The sequence below is a fragment of the Bacillus sp. RSS_NA_20 genome (assembly GCF_020165915.1).
GTDB classification, from domain to species: Bacteria; Bacillota; Bacilli; order Bacillales; family Bacillaceae; genus Bacillus; species Bacillus altitudinis.
Map to the genome: position 1 here is coordinate 1,788,962 of NZ_JAIUKW010000005.1, position 20,735 is coordinate 1,809,696.

Consider the following 20,735-nt stretch of genomic DNA (forward strand, 5'->3'; position numbering starts at 1 on the left):
TAGGTTGTATATGTGATTCCGAATACGTCTTGTCTGTCCTTGTAAAAGAAAAACAGCCTTTGACGTGGCTGTTTTCACTTCCGCTATTGGTTCATATGTTCACCATTAATGACAACTTTCTGAAATGAAGGAGATACTGCATGTTCTAATGAAAGAGGGTACGTGACATCGTCAATGACACAGTCTTTCATTTTAAAGTGTGTGACCGGGGAATGTGAGTATGCGGCGATCTTGACACCATATCGCCCTCCGCTGCTTTTTAACCCTTCTACTTCAATATGACGGACTACAGGCCTATGCGGACCGGCATCCCCTTCCTCATACATCATGTCGATACAGACCACCTCATGCTTTAAGCTTTTTACTAGATTGTTTTTAAAATAGATGTGTTCAATGGTACCGCCCCTGACAGAGTTGGTCTTAATGCGCAATGCCCTGTCGAGGTTCGGACTGTCCATGACATTATCCTCTGCATATACATACTTGACGCCTCCAGAGATTTCACTCCCGATCGTTACTCCGCCATGACCATCACGCATCGTATTTCTACGAATGACGATGTTTTCAGATGGAACACCGATTCTCCGGCCGTCCTCATTTCTGCCCGATTTAATGGCAATACAATCATCGCCATTATCAAAATAACAATCTTCAATGAGCACATGTCGGCACGACTCTGGATTCACACCATCTGTATTTGGGCCATGACCGATGATATTCACCCCGCGGACGATGACGTTTTCACTTAACACCGGATGGACTTGCCACATCGGTGAATCCTTTACGGTTACTCCTTCAATGAGAATGTTTTGGCAATTGTATGGCTGGATAAAGCTTGATCTTAAATAATGTCCTTCACCAAACACTCTTTCTTCCACTGGTATTCTTTTTTCAGCCATTTCAAAAAGAAGCTGACGATCCCGGTCCTGAGAGGGTTGACCATTTGTTCCATACTTCCAAGGCCACCAGTGGTGTTCATCCCCTCTCCCGTCCAGCGTGCCTGCTCCTGTAATCGCGATGTTTTCTGCATGATGGGCATAAATAAGTGGTGAATAATTATAGAGCTCAATGCCTTCATATCTTGTTAGAACAAGCGGGAGATAATCACAAGTATCTTGGCTGAAGGTCACATAGGCGTTTTCATGAAGATGAAGCTCTACATTGCTTTTCAATTCTAGAGCGCCTGTCAAAAATGTCCCTTCAGGAATCAGCACACGCCCTCCTTTCAAACGGTGTGCATCATCGATGGCAGACTGAATAGCATTTGTCGAAAGCTCTATCCCTTTGTTATCTGCACCATAATGAATGACATTGAATTCACGATCTGGGAACTTTGGCGCTTTTATCTGCTTTAACACCTGATCTATGCCATTTGTTTCTTTGTCTTTTTTCCCTTGCTTTGCTAAACGTGCGAGTCCAATTCCTGTTAGTACTGTTCCTGCTGTCACATACATCAAATTCCGTTTTTTAGACATTTCCTCATCCCCCAGACGTCTTAAAGTGTCACACCTGTTTTAAAAATAGCCAGCTCTCTAAAATTGTTTTTTTCATGATTTAACAGCTTTCCACTCGCCACATCAATCACCGTGGCAATGAACTTCTCTAGCACCACATCTTCTGATACATCCTCAAGCAATTCCCCCGCATTAAAGTCTATCCAATGTTTTTTTGTTTCATATAACGCGGTATTGGTCGATACCTTCATCGTTGGAACAAATGTGCCAAACGGTGTGCCTCTGCCTGTTGTAAAGAGGACGAGCTGACAGCCAGACGCTGCGAGAGCAGATGAAGCAACCAAATCATTCCCAGGCGCACTTAATAAATTCAATCCTTTTCGTTTTAGCAGCTCCCCGTATGTTAAAACATCCTTTATAACGGAAGTACCCGCTTTTTGTGTGCAGCCGAGAGATTTATCTTCTAATGTCGAAATTCCTCCTGCTTTATTTCCCGGGGAAGGATTTTCATATACTGGCTGTCGATGATCCATAAAGTATTGTTTAAAATCATTGATCATCTGCACAATATTGTCGAATGTCGCTTTTGATTCCGCTCTCTCCATTAAGATCGTTTCAGCCCCGAACATTTCCGGTACTTCTGTTAAGACGGTGGTTCCGCCTTGAGCCACAATAAAATCGGACAGTCTACCTAAAAGTGGATTTGCGGTAATGCCTGAAAACCCATCTGATCCTCCGCATTTCAAGCCAATTTTCAGCTCAGATAACGGAATGTCTTCACGCTGATCTTCTTTCGCTGCGTCATAAATTTCCTTGAGCAAAGCGACACCTGTCTCAATCTCATCCCCTACTTCTTGGCTTCTTAAAAATTTCACCCTCGTCTGGTCATACTCCCCTAATGTAGCCTGAAAATCCTCAATGTCATTGTTTTCACAGCCAAGCCCTAGAACGAGAACCCCTCCAGCATTTGGGTGCTTTACGGCATTTTGAAGAATGGTTTTTGTGTTTTCATGATCATCCCCAAGTTGGGAGCATCCATAATTGTGCTTTAATACTAACGCCGTTTCAAAAGGATGGATGCTTCCCCCCATTTCAGCAGTAAATATTTGAATGATTTGATCGGCAATGCCATTGACACACCCAACTGTTGGGACAATCCAAAGCTCATTTCGTATACCACTTGCGCCATTTTTTCGTTTATACCCTTTGAATGTCAGATTCGTTTTTTCATAGGGGTTTTCTGTTAAAGAAGGGCGGTATTCGTAATCGAGCTTACCTGATAGATTCGTTTTGATATTGTGCGTATGCACCCATTCTCCAGTCGAAATCGCAGTGGATGCATGACCAATGGGGTAGCCATATTTGATGATATTCTCTTTTTCTTTGATCTCAGCCAATGCAAATTTATGACCTTTAGCAACGGTTTCTTTTAAAATGATTGTATGACCTTGGTGCTGAAGCTCTTCGCCTTGCTCAAGCACTTTTAAAGCGATGCCAACATTATCTGAAGGATGAATCACAACAAAGTCCCTCATGCCTTCTCCCCCTGACTTTCATATTGAAGTATTTGGTGAACAGCAGCTCTCATGCCATTTTCATGTATGAAGGTGAGCTGCTCGGCTACTGCATCCTTCAGCCCTACGATCCTCGTCAAATCCATCCCCCATAAAACTTCGTTTGAAAGAAGTCGATCGACCATTGATTCATAGGAATGGTCCACTTCCTCCCATGCTTCCTTCATGAATGTCATCACAGACTCATCATCCTTTATTTGATCTGCATGGACTTGATAAAAATAAATCAAACTGCTCAGTGAGAACATAAGTTTCGTAGGCAACTGTTTTTTTAGCTCTATATAATCTAGAAGAGACGGGAGAATACGCGCCCGAAATTTCGATACACCATTTAAGGCAATATCAAGTAATTGATGTTTGACAAAAGGGTTGCAGAATCGATCCCAAACGGATTGTGTATAAAGAAGCAGCTCTTCTTCAGGAAGTGGCAAACTTGGCAACACTTCCTCCTCAAGCATGCGGCGAATGAACACACCAACATGCTCATCACCCACCGCTTTTTTGACAGTATCCAAGCCACATGCATATGCAATCGGCACCATCGCTGTATGTGCACCGTTTAAAATGCGAACCTTGCTCATTCGATAAGGAGCGATATCTTCCACAAAAAGTACGTTTAACCCTGCATCTTGAAAAGGAAGCTCTTTTTGAACAAACGGAGGTGCTTCAATGACAAACAGGTGATAATATTCTGCCGTGACAAGCAATTCATCGATATACCCCTCTTCTTTTTGAACAGTCTCCGCTGCTTTCTGAGAAAATCCTGGGACAATCCGATCAACTAACGTATTACAGAACGTGTTGGCTTCCTTGACCCAAGCCACAAAATCAGGCGGAAGATTCCACTCAGCTGCCATTGTGATCACATATTCTCTTAATCGATCACCGTTTTGTTCAATCAATTCACAAGGTAAAATGATCAAGCCCTTTTTCTCATCTCCAGAAAAAGCTTTGAAGCGGTGATACAAGAAGGCTGTCAGCTTTCCTGGAAAACTTGCTTGCGGCCGATCTTCTAATCGGTCCTCTTTTCTTAACACAAGTCCTGCCTCTGTTGTATTAGAAAAGACAAAGCGCACATCAGGACTTTCCGCTACATGTAAAAAGGCATCATAATCTGTATATGTGCTGATTCCCCTGCTGATGGATTGAATGACCATCCGTTCGTTCATTTCTTTTTGGTCATGAAATCCTTGAATACATAAAGTGTACAAACCATCTTGTTCATTTAGAGCGGTCACTGATCCTTTTCGAGGAGGAACAACCACTGCTCTTCCTTTAAAATCTGTACAGTCGTTTAGCTTCTGGATCTGCCAATTCATAAATCCCCGCATAAAGTTCCCTTCGCCAATTTGTAGAATGGTTTCAGGATATTCAGCCACTGGGTACACATCTTTGGATAATCGTCTCAAATGCTTTTCCTCCCCGCATTTTTTGCACACGTGAACATTTTCATTTAAAAGATGCTGATTACTGCACCTTTTTGACTGAATCTCTAATCATCAGCTCTGTGTGGACATACACTTTTTCCAGATGATCGTCTTCTTGCTTTTCACCGTTGATAACTGAAAGGATGGCTTCTGCTCCAAGCGCACACATTTTTTCAATTGGCTTTTTGACTGTTGTGAGGGCAGGCGTTGTATAAGATGAAAATGAAATATCATCAAATCCGATAATAGAGAGATCATCAGGACACCTTTTACCTTTTGCAAACAATGCATTCATCGCACCAATCGCCATGTCATCGTTTGAGCAAAAAAGGGCAGTTGGCGGATCATCAAGAGTGAGTAAGGCTTCCATTGATTCATAGCCGCTCTTCATATGATAGTCGCCTATGATCATGTATTCTTTCTTCATGGGTACATGATGGTCAATGAGTGCTTGCAAAAATCCAGCTTTTCTTTCCTGTGTGGATTTAAAACCTTCTTTCCCTTCAATAATGGCAATTTGTTTATGCCCCTGCTGAATGAAATAGTGTGCAGCTTGATATGCCCCTTCACCATCATCCGCTAATATATTCATCACTTGATTACTTTCTACACGGCGATTCAGTACAATAATGGGAATTCCCTGCTTTTTCACATGATGGATAAACGCTTCATCATGCTCGCTTTGGCTCATGAGCAAAATACCATCATACCGCTGTTTATGAATGGTTGTGTAATCGTGAAAATCGTCAATTCCTCTTACAACCAAATGATAGTTTTCTGTTATCACACTGTTGACGCCTTTTAATGCATCAACAAAGAAACTTGAGGATGTGCCTTCTGTTAAACTCGTAAAAAACAGACCAATTGTAAATGATTTTTGCGAGACAAGGCCTCTGGCATGGACATTCGGTGAGTAATTCAGCTGTTTTGCAATCGACAAGATGTTTTGTTTTGTTTTCTCTTTAATAAAAGGACTGTTATTCAAAGCCCTTGATACTGTGGTATGAGAAACGTTTGCCAATTTTGCTATATCTTTGATTGTGACTGTCATGCTATTCCGCCTTTTATGATTTTTTATCATCTTATCATAAAAACGCTTTCATATTCTTGCTTTTTGTTCATATCATCTTGCTTTTATGCGAAAGCTCATTTGCCCGTTCAAATTGAAAATACTGCTTTGCATTTTCATAGCTGATTCCTTTTACCATTCCCCCTAGCAAATTGAGATCATTAGGCGCTTCACCTTTTTCCACCCAATCTCCAATGATGTCACATAACAGTCTACGAAAATATTCATGTCTTGTGTAAGACAGGAAGCTTCGTGAATCTGTCAGCATCCCAATAAATCGGCTGATCAGTCCGATACTGGAAAGTGCCATCATCTGCTCTGTCATTCCCTGCTTTGTATCATTAAACCACCAGGCTGTTCCATGCTGCATTTTCCCAGGAGTCTTTCCATCTTGAAAACTTCCAGCTATCGTTGAAATCACCACATTGTCCCTTGGATTCAAGGAATAGAGGATGGTTTTTGGCAATGCATGTGCTTGTTCTAACCGATCTAATACGCGGCAAAGAGGTTTTGCAATGTCTTCATCATTCATTGCATCATATCCGGTATCTGGTCCAAGCCGCTCAAACATTTTTGAATTGTTGTTTCTGAGCGCATTGATATGAAGCTGCATCGCCCATCCCCGCTGAGCATATGCCTGACCTAGTTCAATGAATGTGTGCGTTTTAAATTGAACCTTCTCCTTTTCCGTCAATGGATGTCCAGACATTCTTTTATGAAAAATGATCGTAGCTTCTTCTTCCGTCGTGTCTTCGTACGTCATTTCATTGATGGCATGATCTGAAATCAAACAGCCCTGTTCATGAAAGAAATCGATTCGCATATGAAGTGCTTTTATGAAGTCTTGATAGGATTCGATCTTGATAGATGAAACCTCCGCCAGCTGATGAACATACTCGATAAACAAGTCATTTGTGATATCTAATGCCTTATCTGGTCGAAACCCTGGCAGTACTTGCACAGAAAAGCCTTCTTCCCGCAGTTGTTGGTGATAAATCAACGAATCAACCGGATCGTCTGTCGTCACAACCGTTTCAACATTTGATTTCACAATGAAATCTCTCGCACCAAATCCGTCTCCTTGCAACTTTTCATTTACTTTTTTCCAGATGATGTCTGCGCTTTCTTCATTCAAAAGTTCTTCGACATCAAAATATCGTCTTAGCTCTAGATGGGTCCAGTGATAGAGAGGATTTCCAATCGTCATCGGAACAGTTTTCGCCCATGCTAAAAATTTCTCATCATCTGAGGCATCCCCTGTGATATGTGTTTCAGGTATCCCATTTGCTCTCATGGCGCGCCATTTGTAATGATCTCCGTAAAGCCATGCTTCGGTTATATTTTGGAACGTTTTATTTTCATAGATTTCTTTTGGACTTAAATGACAATGGTAATCAATAATCGGAAGGTTCTTTGCAAACTCATGGTATAGCTTTTCCGCCGTTTGACTGTTTAATAAAAACTGCTCATCTAAAAAGGCTTTCATCAAACTCCCCCATCTCTTATAATGATGAAAATCAATTTGTTCACGTTAACAATTTTATTGTAATCGTTTACAAAATCGATTTCAATCCTAAAACAAGAAAAAACGATTTCCTTTAGAAAAGAAAATCGTTTTTTGGCTATTTTACAGATGGTGTTTTCTTTAGGATAATCGCAATAGTTGTTCCTTGACCTAATTCACTTTCTACTTGAATATCGCCATCGTGCAGTAAGACAAGCTCTTTTGCAATCGCCAGTCCTAGTCCTGTTCCATTTGTTGGATCATTCGTATTTGTCCCTCTATAGTAACGATTAAATAAATGATCCACCGTTTCTTGCGCCATTCCGCGCCCGTTATCTTTCATTTCGATCCGAACTTCATCATTTGTTTCAGATAGAACAGCTTGAATAAGAGTACCTTTCTGGTTATGCTTCACTGCGTTCGCCAGCAGGTTCTCAATGACTCGTCTAAACCAGGCTTTATCGATCTCAAACATGACACCCTCTGTTTGGTCTTCAAAGGATGATAAATAATCTTCTGAAAGCGTGCTTCTTGAAAACTCGTCCATAATGGAGGCTAAAAATTCACCAAGCTCAACAGGTTTTCGATTAATAGGCAATGCACCATTTTTCAATCGATACGTGAGGTTTAAATCCTCAATCAAGGTCGACATGTATTCTGATTTCTCACGAATGACTTGTCCCATTTCCATGACTTCTTCCTTGGACCATTGGTATTGATCTGATTCTAGCATTAATCCATAGCCGTAAATCGTGCTAAGAGGCGTTTTTAGATCATGAGACAGCCCTGCGATCCATTCCTCCCTTGTGGTTTGAATTTTTCTTCGGTTTGCTTCATTCTCTTTTAACGTATTGGTGAGCTGATCCATTGTTTTGAGGATATCCTCAAACAGCCGGTACTCCCGCTTAATACGGCCTTTTTTATTTTTACTTACTGGAATACCTTTTCTATTGGTTGGCTCCTGCAATTTATTTCTCGATAAGAAAATCAGCCAGCGAATAATGTGATAGATCGGTAGCCCATAGCGATACGAGTACCATAATGTCATAACGATAATAATCGTAAGCGCAAGACCTGCAATCAAAAGCGTTGTATATTGGTTTAAAGCCTCTGTCTCTTTATCATAAAGCTCGTCTGGACTGTATACTTTGTTTGGCACCGAAACAATCATATACAAATCCTTATTCACTTTGATATACGACAGGTCACTTCTAAACTCCCAAGGCTTTGATTGATACTTGAGCAGTTCAACATCCGTTACGTTATTTTTCAAATTATTTTTGGCTCGGATACCTTTTAAGTATTTTCCTTCTTCATTAAATAGATGCACCGATCCATTCATTCTTTTCAAAAATTCTTTTGTTTCAACTGAATATTGAGACAATGCAGCCAGGTTTTTTTCATGCTGCTTGAGATAATTGGCTACCTTTGTGCTGTTCGTTTTAAATCCATATAAGACGATAAAGCTTTCTTGATCAATCTCAATTGGCCAGAAGTACATCTTGTAATCTTTAAATTGTCTTTTTTCAAAGATCTTGATCATTTCATCCTTTTGATAGGATGTTGGAATGTTTTTAGGGAGTTGATAGCTATAGACGTTGCGTTTTTTGGAATCAATCACTTGTAGCCAGCCATCACGTTTTTCCACTGCTTGTTTGAGCTGATCATCGGCTTCCATTTTTCCATCCTCGTTAAAATAAAGCCAGCTCATGAGTGTATCTCCATCTGCCTTCGTTAAACCAGTTTCAGTCATATTCTCATAGCGCTTTTGAAAATAAAGATTTTCAGAGAATGTTTGCCCGATCGTTAGAATGACGATGACAATAAACATTTGTCCGACAAAGTGAAAGAAAAGTTTTGTTCGTAAATTCATAAACTATTGAAGAACCTTCACAGGTTGCGGAATGAACTTATAGCCCATACCACGGATCGTCACAATATATTCAGGCTGACTTGGATCTAACTCTATTTTTTCTCTCAGCTTTCGGATATGAACCATGACGGTGTTGTTGTCACCATATGACGGAACACCCCATACTTTCTCATAGATTTGATCTTTTGAAAGTACTACATTCGGATGGTCACAAAAATACTTCAGCAAGGACAAAAGCTGAGCTGAGCAAGCCGTCACCTTTCCTCTTACTTTCAACTCGGCTGCATGAGGATGGTACGAGAAATGAGCATATTCATATTGACTGTGCGCTTCTTCCTGCTCCTCCTGTAAGGAGACATAAGTTCGGTTTAAGTGCGCCTTAATTCTAGCTACTAGCTCTAACGGATTAAATGGCTTTGTGATGTAATCGTCTGCACCTTGTGCAAATCCAGTCAATTTGTCTACATCAGACGTTCTTGCTGTTAAATAGAAAATCGGTGCCTTCGTCATTTTCCTGATTTCAGGCAGAACATCAAAGCCAGACTTACCGGGCATCATCACATCTAGAAGTAAGAGGTGGATGTCCTCGTTTTTGACAATATCTAATGCTTCATCTGCATGATAGGCTTTATAAATATGTTGAAACCCTTCTTTTTTTAATACGCGTTCAACCATTTTTACAATTGCTTCTTCGTCATCTGCAATCAATATTTTTGCTGTTTCCACGCATCTCTTTCCTTTCTAGCTATGATCTCTAACCGTATATTACCATTGTCCAAAGTAAAAAAGTACCTCTTTTCTGCATAAAAGCGAAAAAAGATCGACTGGAGAAAATGGCATAACAAGGTAATATCAAAAAATGCAAAAAAAACCCGGTCATACATACCGAGTTTTTGTCCATCTATTATCCGTTCACAGCTTCAAGCTTTCTTTCATGATTCATTAAGTCATATGTTAAACAGATCGGCTTATTCGTTCTCGGATCAAGCACAATTTCTGCATCGATGTGGAACACCTGACTGAGTACCTCTTTTGTCATGACCTCATGAGGTGTACCCTCTTTAATGACTTTCCCTTGATTGAGGGCAATCATGTAATGCGAAAAGCGTGCAGCATGATTGAGGTCATGAATTACCATCAGCACCGTTCTGCCCTGTTCTCTGTTTAAGCGTTCTAATAGCTGAAGGATCTCCAGCTGATGAGCAAGATCTAAATACGTCGTTGGTTCGTCTAATAAAAGCAGCTCTGTTTCCTGAGCGAGTGCCATCGCAATCCATACCCGCTGACGCTGTCCACCGGAGAGTGCTTCAATTGGCCGGTCATGAAATGCAATCATTCCCGTCTCCTCAAGTGCCCATCTGATGATTCGTTTGTCCTCATTTGATAAACGGCCAAATCCATTTTGATGCGGGAAACGTCCATATGACACAAGCTCATAAACGGTCAGACCACTTGGTGCCTCAGGCGTCTGCGGTAAAATGGCCATTTGTTTTGAAATTTCTTTTGTTGGTGTTTGATGGATCGCTTGGCCATTTAAATAAACAGCACCTTGATGGGACTTCATAATACGAGACATTGTTTTTAAAATCGTTGACTTCCCGCACCCATTCGGTCCAATTAATGTCGTCACCTTGCCTTTTGGGATGCTGATATTTAAATCGTCTACAATCAAACGGTCATGATAGCCAATACAAAGCTTTTCTGTTTCTAGTGAATTCATCTGTTATACTCTCCTTCCTCATTAGTTCGTTTTCATCAATAAGTAAATGAAGTAAGGTGCGCCTAAAGCAGAAACGACAAGTCCAACGGGCACCTCTGATGGAGCAAGTATGACACGCCCAAGTGTATCTGCAAGTAATAACAGCAGTGCACCAATCATAGCGGACGCCGGGATCATTCCTTGATGTTTCGGACCAACTAGCTTTCTTGCGAGGTGTGGTGCCGCTAATCCTAGGAACGATATACTCCCTGCAACAGCGACACTTGCACCGGCTAATGCAACTGCAATCAGCATGAGAAAACTTCTTTCTTTATGAACTGAAATCCCTAAGCCATAAGATATCTGATCACCCAAATTCATGATATTTAAGTAGCGTGCCCTCACCATCGCTAATACAAGAAAAATCAGCATCCACGGCACGACTGATAAGACATATGTCCAGCTTGAGCCCCAAATACTTCCTGACAGCCACACAATGGCTTGGTTAAAATCATTTGGGCTCATCTTTAATTGAATGACCACAATTGCTGCCGAAAATGCAGCATTGATCCCAATACCAGTTAAAATCAATCGAACAGGCGTAATGCCCTTTTTCCACGCTAGCACATAAATGAGAAATGCAGCAAAGGCTGCCCCTGCGAAAGCGAAAAGCGGCAGTACAAATATCGTAAAATCACCTAAGTTCGACATCGAGCCCTGAAAGGCAAAGATAAACAAAACAACCGCAAAACCTGCACCCGCATTTACACCTAGAATGCCGGGATCAGCTAAACCATTTTGAGAAACACCTTGCCAAATGGCACCTGATACAGCGATAGAAGCGCCAACAAGTAAAGCGATGACCATCCTTGGAAGTCTGAACTCGAATAATACAAGCTCATCCATTTCACTTCCGAGTCCAAAAAATGTTTTGAATGTATCCATCGGAGAAATCCTTATCTCTCCGGTATTTAAACTAATCAGGAACACAGCCACGATGGCTAAAAAGATCATGACCATCGTTCGTTTGTATTTCTTTTTCTTTGCCTGCTGCACCATTTCCATTTAAATTCCGCTCCTTTCACGTCTCGCTAAATATAAGAAGAAAGGAACGCCTATAATGGCTGTAATGGCACCAACTGGCGTTTCAAACGGCGCATTGACAAGCCTTGCCGCAATGTCTGCATAAATGAGCAAAATAGCCCCTAAAATAGCTGAGCAAGGGATAATCCAGCGATAGTCAACGCCGACCAAGAAACGCGTAACATGAGGAATCACAAGCCCGATAAAGCCAATAGAACCTGCAACTGACACGGCTGCACCTGTTAAAAGGATCACGACCAATATGCCAAGTACCTTGACTGTTCGTGTATATTGTCCAAGCCCTTTTGCTAATTCATCACCTAAGCTTAAAACCGTGATGGAGCGGGCAAGAATCATTGCGATGATCAGTCCTACAGCCGCAACAGGAATGATGATCTTAATATTGCTCCAATTTACCCCAGCCACACCGCCTGCGTACCAAAAACTCATATCTTGCGCGACGTCAAATCGAATGGCAATCGCTGAGGAAATTGAGCTTAAAAGTGCGCCAACAGCCGTACCGGCTAATGCGAGCTTCACAGGAGTAAGCCCCCCTTTTGAAAGGGTTCCAACCCCAAATACAATAGAGGCGCCAAGTGCTGCACCCAAAAATGACCAAAGAATTAATGTAAAAGAAGATTGGCCTGGGAAAAAAGCAAACGCAATGGCAATCGCAAATGCAGAGCCATTTGTCACACCCATGATTTCAGGAGACGCAAGCGCATTTCTTGTCATGCCTTGCATGATGGCACCCGATACTGCTAAAAAGGCACCGACAAGTGCGGCACCAACTGTACGCGGTAGCCTTAGTTCCCTAATGATTTGATGTGAGGTTTGTTGTGAATCAAAATGAAAGACGGCTTCCCATACCGTGTGTAAATGAATGTTTGCCGCTCCTAGCGATACTGATAAAAAAAGACCAAATGCTAAAGCAATGATTCCTATGATGACAACAGCTGCTGTACCAAAAGGCTTTGTCACAATATCTATCGCATCATCTTTAGCTGACAGCTGTTTATTCGATTGTGAGCCCAAAACCAGTCTCTTCCTTTCCGTTCATATCTATTCGTTATTAGTGATAATGATTATCAATCTCGGAGTCTAGTATATCACTTTCTTCACGTTTTGAAATCCTTGTTCTGATAAATTTCTTTATTTTCATCAAAAAACCGGGAGAATTTCACCATTTTCATTTTGGTCATAAAATAGCCGATGCATTTTTTCTTCTATCATGATAAGATATAATTGCAAATGAGAATCATTATCATAAACAATTGAATAGGAGCGAACTTTAGTGAAAAAACGAACTGGACTTCTTTTGATTTCCTTCATGACCCTTATGATTTTTACTGTTGCTTGCGGCAGCACTTCCAATAAAGAATCGGGAGCCAAAAAAAATGACACGATCACCTATCAAGATGTAAAGGGTGAAGTGAAACTGCCTCAAAACCCAAAACGTATTGTGCTTCTGGCGGAAAGCTATTACGGGGATCTCGTCACACTCGGCAAAACCCCAATTGCTGCCACTGCGCCCATCTTTAAAAACCCTTTCTATAAAGGAAAAACAGATGGAGTGAAAAATATTGGAAAATCTCCCTCTGTTGAGAAAGTAGCCTCTTTGAAGCCGGATATGATCATTGCTTGGGGAGAAGATGAGAAATTTGATCAATACAAAAAAATTGCACCTACAGTTGCCATTCAATACAATCAATATTCGTTTAAAGACCAGCTAAAAGAATTCGGTAAAATGACAGGCACATCAAAAAAAGCAACGGATTGGATCACAAAATGGGATGCCAAAATTGCTGAAGTGAAACCAAAAGTAACAAAAGCTGTAGGAAACAAAACCGTTTCGATCGTATCACCATTCGATAAGGGCATTTACATTTTCGGTAACACTTTTGCACGCGGTGGTGAAATCATTTATGACGAGCTGAAATTAAAAGCTCCGAAGGCCGTCCAAAAAGAAGCCATCGACAGTGGTGTCGGTTATGCAAACATTTCTCTTGAAAAGCTTCCAGAATTTGCAGGTGATTATATTTTCACAAGCCCATGGAGCGGTTCAAAAAGTAATGGCGATCAAGTGTATAAAAGCAGCATCTGGGCATCACTTCCTGCTGTCCAAAACAAACGCGTATTTGAAACAGATACAGTCGGTTACTTCTTTAATGACCCTGTTTCACTAGAAGGTCAGCTCGAATTTATTGTGGATCGATTAACATCTGACTCATAAAAAAATACGTTTCTCCAGCATTGGAGAAACGTATTTTTTAAACTGTACCTTTGGCAAATTTTTTGGACATGAATGGGTAGAGTAAAATGCCCACTAAGAACAATCCAATACCAAGACCAAATGTTTTGAAATCAGCTGTGCCTGAAATAATGACCCAAGCGGAATACCCCATGGCCACAAGCGCAATGATCCCGTCTCTTGTCCGGTTTCCTTTTTGGAGCTCATATGTGTCACCTTGCATGATGACCTTAAAGCTGTAGATCGACGACACGATATACGGAATGAGATACGCAAGTGTCGCTGATGTTGTTAAGAAAGTAAAGGCTTCATTAATCGTACGTGACATGACTGAGAAAATAAACAGCTGTGACATGATATTTGTGACAGTCAAAGCAATAACAGGACTGCCTTTTTTGTTTGTTTTTGCAAACACTGCTGGAAAATCGCCAGCTTTTGCTGCTTGATAAGGGACTTCAGAACCAAGCAAAATCCAGCCAAGCATCGAACCAAATAAACAAACGATCGCAAGAAGTGCCATGACAATGCCGCCAGCCGGTCCGATAATGAGCTGAAGCACGTCTACGAATGGTTTATCAGAACCTTGCAATTGATCATGCGGCAGAACGCCCATTGTAATCAAGGTAATAATCATATAAATAGACAGTGCAATTAAAAGTCCTGTAATCGTCGCACGTTTGACATCACGCTGCGAGGAAGCTCTTCCTGATAAAATGACAGCAGATTCGATGCCGATAAATGCCCATAGTGTGGAAATGGCCGCATGATGAATTTGGCCTCCAAGTCCGAGCACTCCTTCACCACTTGCTGCTTCAACAGGGAAGTAATAATGTTCAAATAATGCGGTTTGGAATGCAAATAAGCCTGCGACAATAAAAAGGACGAATCCAAGCACCTTTGAAAAGGTCGTAATAAAGTTCAGCTTACTTGCTGCGCTTAAGCTTGTAATTAAAATCGTATGAGTCCCCCATAGAAGGATTGTACATACGATAAACGTTGAGAGCTGACCAAGTGTGATCGCTTCTTTTCCAAAAGTAAAGATCTCCGTTTTCACGGTTAAAATTGGGAAAAAGGTTGTTAAATAACCAGCTAGGCTTGTGATAATGGCGACATTACTAATCCAGCTTGCCACCCAATATCCCCAAACCATTGTAAAACCGGCTGCTTTTCCTTTTTTCGGATCTTTAAAAAGCGCTCTTGCATAGCTTTGTGGTCCAGCTGTTAGCTGCGGTTTATGAATGGACAAATGTCCAAACACAAAGGCAATCATCAGTACGCCGCCACCTGTGACAAGCCATGCCATCGTCACACCTAAAGGACTTGCATGCTGGGCAAGTGTACTAGGCAGCATAAAGATGCCTGAACCTACCATATTTCCGACGACAAAAGCCGTCAATAACCAAAAACCCCATTTTTTTGTCTGTTCCATTTTCGTACCTCCGTTATATTCACTTTGGACCAGACCCGGCAGTATCTTCATTGATATATTTGTGAAGCAATGACTTGCATTCTTTATGTTCATGTTGGGTCACTTTCTTACCAGCATACCCTTTTCTTAGGCAATCAGAACATAAAAAAAAGCCTGAACAAAAGTCCATGCTTTTCAAAACATACACCTTGATCTCCGGATAGCCCTCCACGCTTCAAAGACGTGGCAGTCCTGCATTTGTTCAATGCAGACCCAGCATAAAGAAAGTTGGAGCTCTCTCTACACTTCGGCGCTGATGCCTTTTTTCTCATGATCAACGATTCCATCTCTCCCATGAGTGACTCATCATCCGCGCAACCTCTACCTCACTGAGACATAGCGTGAGGATTTCTATTCATTTTTACTACACGAAGGTTATCAAACATTCTCATATCTGTCAAAGGGAAAAACATAGAAAAAAGGCAGAGAAATGATTCTCCGCCTTTTTGTCAGCTTATTGATGGTTGTTTTTCTTCTTTTGGACAGCTTCCTGAAGCGGATCGCCTGCTAGTTCTTTACTTGCTTCTTCTAACAGCTGATCGACCTGCTGATGGTCTTTCTCGCTTTTCGCCTTTTTATCCTTTTGGAAAAATGACATCGCTATTTCCCCCCTTTTCATAAAATGCCTTTGCCTGTTTAATTTGTGCTACAGCGCTCAGCATTATACAAAGAGGAGCGGTTCATTCATCGTGAAAGGTCTGTCTCATTTTTTGCAAATACGTTAGAAAGGTCTTTAAGTCTTCCTCTGTGAAGTCTGACATCATATGCTGAATCACCTTTCCAAAAAGACGTGTATGCTTTTCGTAAATAGCCAGCCCTTTTTCCGTGGCTTCTAGCCGGACAAGGGAATGATCGTCCTTGTCCCGTTCTCTCTGAATATAGCCTTGCTCACATAATTTATTGAGGGCAATAGAAGCGGCACCTGGGTTGAGAGAGAGTCTTTGTTTGAGCTCTTCAGCATGTGATACTTTTCCTTGTATCAATATAGAAAGAGCATATATCTGTGGAGGCGTGATGTCTTTTTCTAACTCAAGTAACTTGCGGTTTAATTTACGGCTGACTTCATAATGTACAAGAACAATTTCTTTTAAAATGTCTGCATTACTCATCCGAATCGCATCCTTATCGTTAGTGTCAACATGACTTCCTTCTTATTATAGAATGTTTTTCCAAACAGCCAACTATTTTATCCCATTTTCTTTAGAAATAAGCCTTGCTGAATGGATTCACCCTTGATATAGTGAGTACTTGAACAAAAAACAGAACAGGAGTACGCATCATGACAGGAAAAACACATATTATGGGCGGAATTGCCGCCTCCACAGCCGTCGCCTATTATTACGGATTCGAACCAGTGACGATGGCTGCTGCTGGATCAGTAGGTGCCCTCATCCCAGATCTATGTCATACGAAAAGCAAAATCGGCAGGAAATTCCCGCTCCTTTCCACACTGATCAGTAGTGTGTTCGGTCACCGCACCTTTACACATAGTTTATTATTTCTGCTGATCATTTATTTTATTGCGACAACATACATTCCAAATGACAGCCTCAGTACCGGGTTACTAGTTGGGATGGCAAGCCACCTCATCCTTGATGCAGGCACAGTGAACGGTATTAAATTTTTGTTCCCTGCAACCATGAAAGTACGTCTCCCCTTTTATGTCAAAACAGGCAGCACAGGAGAACAAGTCGTACTAGCTGCTCTGACCATTGTCACCTGCTATTACATGGCTGTCATTTGCGGGATATCCATCCCATTGCCGTTTTAGAAAAAGAAAAAAGAGTTTTGCAAAAAAGCAGGATATGAATTGATCATTCCTCATTTTTTTAGTAGTTTTAAGATAAGTGTTTTTGCCTTGCAGCTGAATACAGAATGGTGAGGAGTTACATAAATGAAAGCGTTTTTCAAAAATCACTGGTTTTTAGTGTACTCCATCCTCTTTATGTGGATGAAAACATACATCATTTATCAATTCGGATTTCATATACGAACGGCCAATCTGTTTCACGAATGGCTGCTTTTGATCAATCCACTTAGCTTTTTGCTCCCTTTGTTTGGGATTGCTCTTTTCTTAAATGAAACGAAACAAAAGGTCTTTTTATTGACCACAAATTTTATTTTGACAGCCATTTTGATATCGAATACGATCTTTTACGGTTTTTATATTGATTTCATTACCATTCCTGTCTTATTTCAAGCAAAGAACATGGGAGATATGGGCAGCAGTATGACTGAATTGTTTCATCCGCTATTTATACTCATGCTGATTGATTTTGTGGTGCTGGCATGGCTCTTAAAACGGAAACCGCTATCACCAAAAGCATCTTTTAAGACGATCAAAACATACTATGTGGTTTGCTGCAGCTTGCTATTGTTCCATGTCAGCTCAGCTTTGATGGACCACCCTCGATTTTTGACAAGCTCATATGATCGAGAAGTCATTGTACGAAACCTTGGGCTGTTTCAATTCCATTTGTATGACGGTGCGGCTCAAACAGCACGAATTGGACAAAAAGCCTTTGCTGACGAAGATACACTTTCAACAGTGGCAAACTACACAAAAGCTGATTACAGTGCTCCGAACGAAGACTACTTTGGACTTGCTAAAGGCAAAAATGTCGTGTTCATTTCACTTGAATCAACGCAGCAATTTGTCATGAATCAAAAGGTGAATGGACAATACGTCACACCATTTTTAAATCAACTTGCCAAAAAAAGCTTCTATTTTGATGAATTTTATCAGCAGACAGAGCAAGGCAAAACGTCGGACTCAGAGTTTATCGTCGCAAACTCCCTCTATCCATCTAGCAGTGGCGCTGTCTTTTTCACAGCGAGTGACAACGAATATGACACACTGTACAAGCAATTGAAAAAAGAGAATTATCAATCCGTCCAATTTCATGCGAATAATAAAACGTTCTGGAATCGTGATGTGATGTATGAATCTCTTGGGATTGACCGCTTTTATGATGTCGATTCATTTGATGTCAATGAACAGAATTCGACTGGCTGGGGCTTAAAGGATATCGACTTTTTTGACCAATCCATCGATTATTTAAAAAAGCTGAAAACGCCTTATTACAGCACGTTTATTACCTTAACCAATCACTTCCCATTTGAAATTGATCCAAAGGATCAGTTCATTGATGAATACGATTCGACTAGCACCATTTTAAACCGCTATGTGACCACCGTCCGCTATCAAGATGAAGCCATCAAAAGGTTCTTTGAACGAATGAAAGAAGAAGGACTATATGAAAATACAATGTTTGTCCTCATGGGAGACCACTATGGCATTTCAGAAGCACATCATGAGGCAATGGCAGAGCTGCTGAAGCAGGATGAAATCACACCGTTTGATGCAGTTAAACTGCAGCGGGTCCCTTTTTTGATTTACATTCCTGGGGTGACAGATGAGGCCCCTCAAACCATTTCTGAAACAGCCGGTCAAATGGATGTCAAACCGACACTTCTTCATTTACTCGGCATTGAATCAAAAGATGCCATTCAATTTGGAAATGACCTTTTCTCCAATGAGCGTACACCGTTCGCTGTGCTGAGAAATGGAAACTTTATTACAGATGATTATCTTTATACAAAGAACACGTGCTATGATCAAAAAACAAAACAACCTGTTGAAGAAGATGAAGTATGCCAGCCTTATATAGAAAAAGCCAATAAAGAGCTGTCTCTATCAGATAAAGTAATCAACGGGAACTTACTACGTTTTTATCAGCACTAAAAGCTGCCCTCTGGCGGCTTTTTCTTTTCTCTTTTCCTGAAAGCCTATGAATGGTCAAATAAGTTTGATTATAATAAAGGATACACATGATGTTGAATGATAAAGAGGTGTGATCATGAAATATTTATTCTTAACCTTCGTCGCCATCTGTTTGCTCCTGACTGGGTGTCAAACGGAGTCGACGTCACCAGATCAAAGCAAAAAGACAGAACTTGTGATTTCAGCGGCGGCAAGCCTGCAGGATGCTTTGAAAGAGATTGAATCTGCCTATGAAGATGATCATCCAAACGTGACACTCACGAATAATTTCGGGTCATCCGGCGCATTGAAGCAGCAAATCGCTCAAGGAGCAAAAGCGGATCTCTTCTTCTCAGCAGCTGAAGAGCCTTTTGATGATCTTGTTCAATCTGGCGACATCGATCAGGACCATACAAAGGATGCCATACAAAATGAGCTTGTCCTCATCGTGCCAAAAGATGGTTCCTCTTCTATCAAAACCTTTCGCGATGTTGATCACATAAAAGGAAAGATAGCGCTTGGCACACCTGAATCTGTTCCTGCTGGTACATATGCAAAAGAGATTTTCACAAAACTGAATATATGGGACCAAGTGAAACAGAATGCTGTCTATGGCAAGGATGTTCGTCAAGTATTAAACTATGTCGAAACAGGAAATGTGGAAGCTGGTGTCGTGTATAAGACGGACGCGCTCGTTTCTCACAAAGTAAAGATAGTAGATGAGGCAAATCAAGACATGCATTCCCCCATCATTTATCCAGTTGGCATTGTCAAACAGACCGAACATATGAAGGAAGCGAAAGCATTTTTTCAATATCTCCAATCAGATCCAGCCGCAGCGATTTTTAAAAAGTACGGCTTTCAAGTGAAATAATGCCGATGCTGACCGAAGATTTTCTTTCACCTATCTGGCTGTCCGTACAAGTGGCTGCTTTCAGTGGGTTATTGGCTGTCGTTTTAGGAACGTCCATTGGTTTTTGGATGGCGCGTACATCTTTCAAAGGAAAAATGATCGTGGAAACGCTCCTCATGATGCCGCTTGTCCTTCCGCCAACGGTCGTAGGATTTCTGCTGCTCGTTGCGTTCGGGAAGCACAGTGTGATTGGACAAGCGATTGAATGGATCTTCCATCAGCCTGTCATCTTCACTTATTGGGCAGCGGTCATTGCATCGACGGTTGTCGCATTCCCGCTCATGTATCAATCAGCGAAAGCTGGTTTTTCTACGATTGAGTCAGACATTGAAGGTGCTGCAAAAGTTGATGGTGCGCATTCTTTCCAGGTCTTTGCCTATATTACCGTCCCACTCGCACTGCCATCTCTTCTCTCTGGTGCGGTTCTAAGTTTTGCAAGGGCGTTAGGAGAATTTGGAGCGACTTTAATGTTCGCTGGCAACATTCCTGGGAAAACGCAAACCCTCCCAACAGCCATCTATGTGGCGATTGATTCTGGACGAATGGAACTTGCTTGGGCTTGGACCATTTGTATTGTGATCCTGTCTTTTCTCATGCTGTTGGCTGTGCGCCGAAGCAGGAATTAAAAAACCCCCTTCTCAAAAAGAGAAAGGGATA

At 41.3% G+C, this 20,735-nt stretch carries 18 protein-coding genes and 1 riboswitch; of the genes, 5 read left to right on the forward strand and 13 right to left on the reverse strand.

Features of this window, described 5'->3' with window-relative positions:
• Nucleotides 1-83: 83 nt before the first annotated feature.
• The 10 genes from LCD32_RS14955 to LCD32_RS15000 form a co-directional block, all read right to left on the reverse strand.
• Entirely contained in the window at nt 84-1,475 is a 1,392-nt protein-coding gene (locus tag LCD32_RS14955) for a glycoside hydrolase family 28 protein (protein WP_060781402.1), read from the reverse strand.
• A gap of 20 nt (nt 1,476-1,495) precedes the next feature.
• Nucleotides 1,496-2,989, reverse strand: coding sequence for a UxaA family hydrolase (locus tag LCD32_RS14960; protein WP_060781403.1), 1,494 nt, complete (start codon nt 2,987-2,989; stop codon nt 1,496-1,498).
• The gene (locus LCD32_RS14965; RefSeq protein ID WP_060781404.1) at nt 2,986-4,437 is read right to left on the reverse strand and encodes a tagaturonate reductase; all 1,452 of its coding nucleotides are present in this window, start codon (nt 4,435-4,437) and stop codon (nt 2,986-2,988) included. Before LCD32_RS14965 ends, LCD32_RS14960 begins: the two co-directional genes overlap by 4 nt.
• A 58-nt stretch (nt 4,438-4,495) precedes the next feature.
• Entirely contained in the window at nt 4,496-5,506 is a 1,011-nt protein-coding gene (locus LCD32_RS14970; protein ID WP_058213615.1) for a LacI family DNA-binding transcriptional regulator, read from the reverse strand.
• 67 nt (nt 5,507-5,573) lie between these two features.
• On the reverse strand, nt 5,574-7,010 hold the full coding sequence (gene uxaC, locus LCD32_RS14975) for a glucuronate isomerase (protein ID WP_060781405.1): 1,437 nt from the start codon (nt 7,008-7,010) through the stop codon (nt 5,574-5,576).
• A 136-nt stretch (nt 7,011-7,146) separates the two neighbouring features.
• Nucleotides 7,147-8,901, reverse strand: a complete 1,755-nt coding sequence (locus tag LCD32_RS14980; protein WP_017359251.1) for a sensor histidine kinase — start codon at nt 8,899-8,901, stop codon at nt 7,147-7,149.
• A gap of 3 nt (nt 8,902-8,904) precedes the next feature.
• The gene (locus LCD32_RS14985) at nt 8,905-9,627 is read right to left on the reverse strand and encodes a response regulator transcription factor (RefSeq protein WP_060781407.1); all 723 of its coding nucleotides are present in this window, start codon (nt 9,625-9,627) and stop codon (nt 8,905-8,907) included.
• A 178-nt stretch (nt 9,628-9,805) separates the two neighbouring features.
• Nucleotides 9,806-10,621 (reverse strand): ABC transporter ATP-binding protein, encoded by an 816-nt coding sequence (locus LCD32_RS14990; protein ID WP_007500265.1) that lies wholly within the window; start codon nt 10,619-10,621, stop codon nt 9,806-9,808.
• Between the two features lie 21 nt (nt 10,622-10,642).
• Nucleotides 10,643-11,665 carry a FecCD family ABC transporter permease gene (locus LCD32_RS14995; protein WP_007500263.1) on the reverse strand — a complete coding sequence of 341 codons (1,023 nt, stop codon included), beginning with the start codon at nt 11,663-11,665 and terminating at the stop codon, nt 10,643-10,645.
• Nucleotides 11,666-12,718: a FecCD family ABC transporter permease gene (locus LCD32_RS15000; RefSeq protein ID WP_008347113.1), complete on the reverse strand. Its 1,053-nt coding sequence runs from the start codon at nt 12,716-12,718 to the stop codon at nt 11,666-11,668. It lies immediately after the preceding gene.
• Between the two features lie 259 nt (nt 12,719-12,977).
• Between LCD32_RS15000 and LCD32_RS15005 the strand changes: the two genes are divergently transcribed.
• Nucleotides 12,978-13,916, forward strand: coding sequence for an ABC transporter substrate-binding protein (locus LCD32_RS15005; RefSeq protein ID WP_060781408.1), 939 nt, complete (start codon nt 12,978-12,980; stop codon nt 13,914-13,916).
• Between the two features lie 37 nt (nt 13,917-13,953).
• Here the strand turns inward: LCD32_RS15005 and LCD32_RS15010 are convergent, their stop codons facing one another.
• The 3 genes from LCD32_RS15010 to LCD32_RS15020 all read right to left on the reverse strand — a co-directional run bounded on the left by LCD32_RS15010 (nt 13,954) and on the right by LCD32_RS15020 (nt 16,511).
• On the reverse strand, nt 13,954-15,363 hold the full coding sequence (locus LCD32_RS15010; RefSeq protein WP_060781409.1) for an amino acid permease: 1,410 nt from the start codon (nt 15,361-15,363) through the stop codon (nt 13,954-13,956).
• Between the two features lie 192 nt (nt 15,364-15,555).
• A riboswitch (Lysine riboswitch) is annotated at nt 15,556-15,734 on the reverse strand.
• 122 nt (nt 15,735-15,856) lie between these two features.
• Nucleotides 15,857-16,000: a small acid-soluble spore protein SspJ gene (gene sspJ, locus LCD32_RS15015; RefSeq protein WP_008347117.1), complete on the reverse strand. Its 144-nt coding sequence runs from the start codon at nt 15,998-16,000 to the stop codon at nt 15,857-15,859.
• A gap of 82 nt (nt 16,001-16,082) precedes the next feature.
• Nucleotides 16,083-16,511 carry a MarR family winged helix-turn-helix transcriptional regulator gene (locus LCD32_RS15020; RefSeq protein WP_007500254.1) on the reverse strand — a complete coding sequence of 143 codons (429 nt, stop codon included), beginning with the start codon at nt 16,509-16,511 and terminating at the stop codon, nt 16,083-16,085.
• A 170-nt stretch (nt 16,512-16,681) separates the two neighbouring features.
• Between LCD32_RS15020 and LCD32_RS15025 the strand changes: the two genes are divergently transcribed.
• The 4 genes from LCD32_RS15025 (at nt 16,682) to modB (ending at nt 20,704) form a co-directional block, all read left to right on the forward strand.
• Nucleotides 16,682-17,173, forward strand: coding sequence for a metal-dependent hydrolase (locus tag LCD32_RS15025; RefSeq protein WP_008347118.1), 492 nt, complete (start codon nt 16,682-16,684; stop codon nt 17,171-17,173).
• A gap of 123 nt (nt 17,174-17,296) precedes the next feature.
• Nucleotides 17,297-19,147 carry an LTA synthase family protein gene (locus LCD32_RS15030; protein ID WP_060781410.1) on the forward strand — a complete coding sequence of 617 codons (1,851 nt, stop codon included), beginning with the start codon at nt 17,297-17,299 and terminating at the stop codon, nt 19,145-19,147.
• A 115-nt stretch (nt 19,148-19,262) separates the two neighbouring features.
• Entirely contained in the window at nt 19,263-20,039 is a 777-nt protein-coding gene (gene modA / locus LCD32_RS15035; protein ID WP_060781411.1) for a molybdate ABC transporter substrate-binding protein, read from the forward strand.
• Nucleotides 20,039-20,704, forward strand: a complete 666-nt coding sequence (modB, locus tag LCD32_RS15040; protein WP_060781412.1) for a molybdate ABC transporter permease subunit — start codon at nt 20,039-20,041, stop codon at nt 20,702-20,704. The genes modA and modB overlap by 1 nt, the downstream gene beginning before the upstream one ends.
• Nucleotides 20,705-20,735 lie beyond the last annotated feature (31 nt).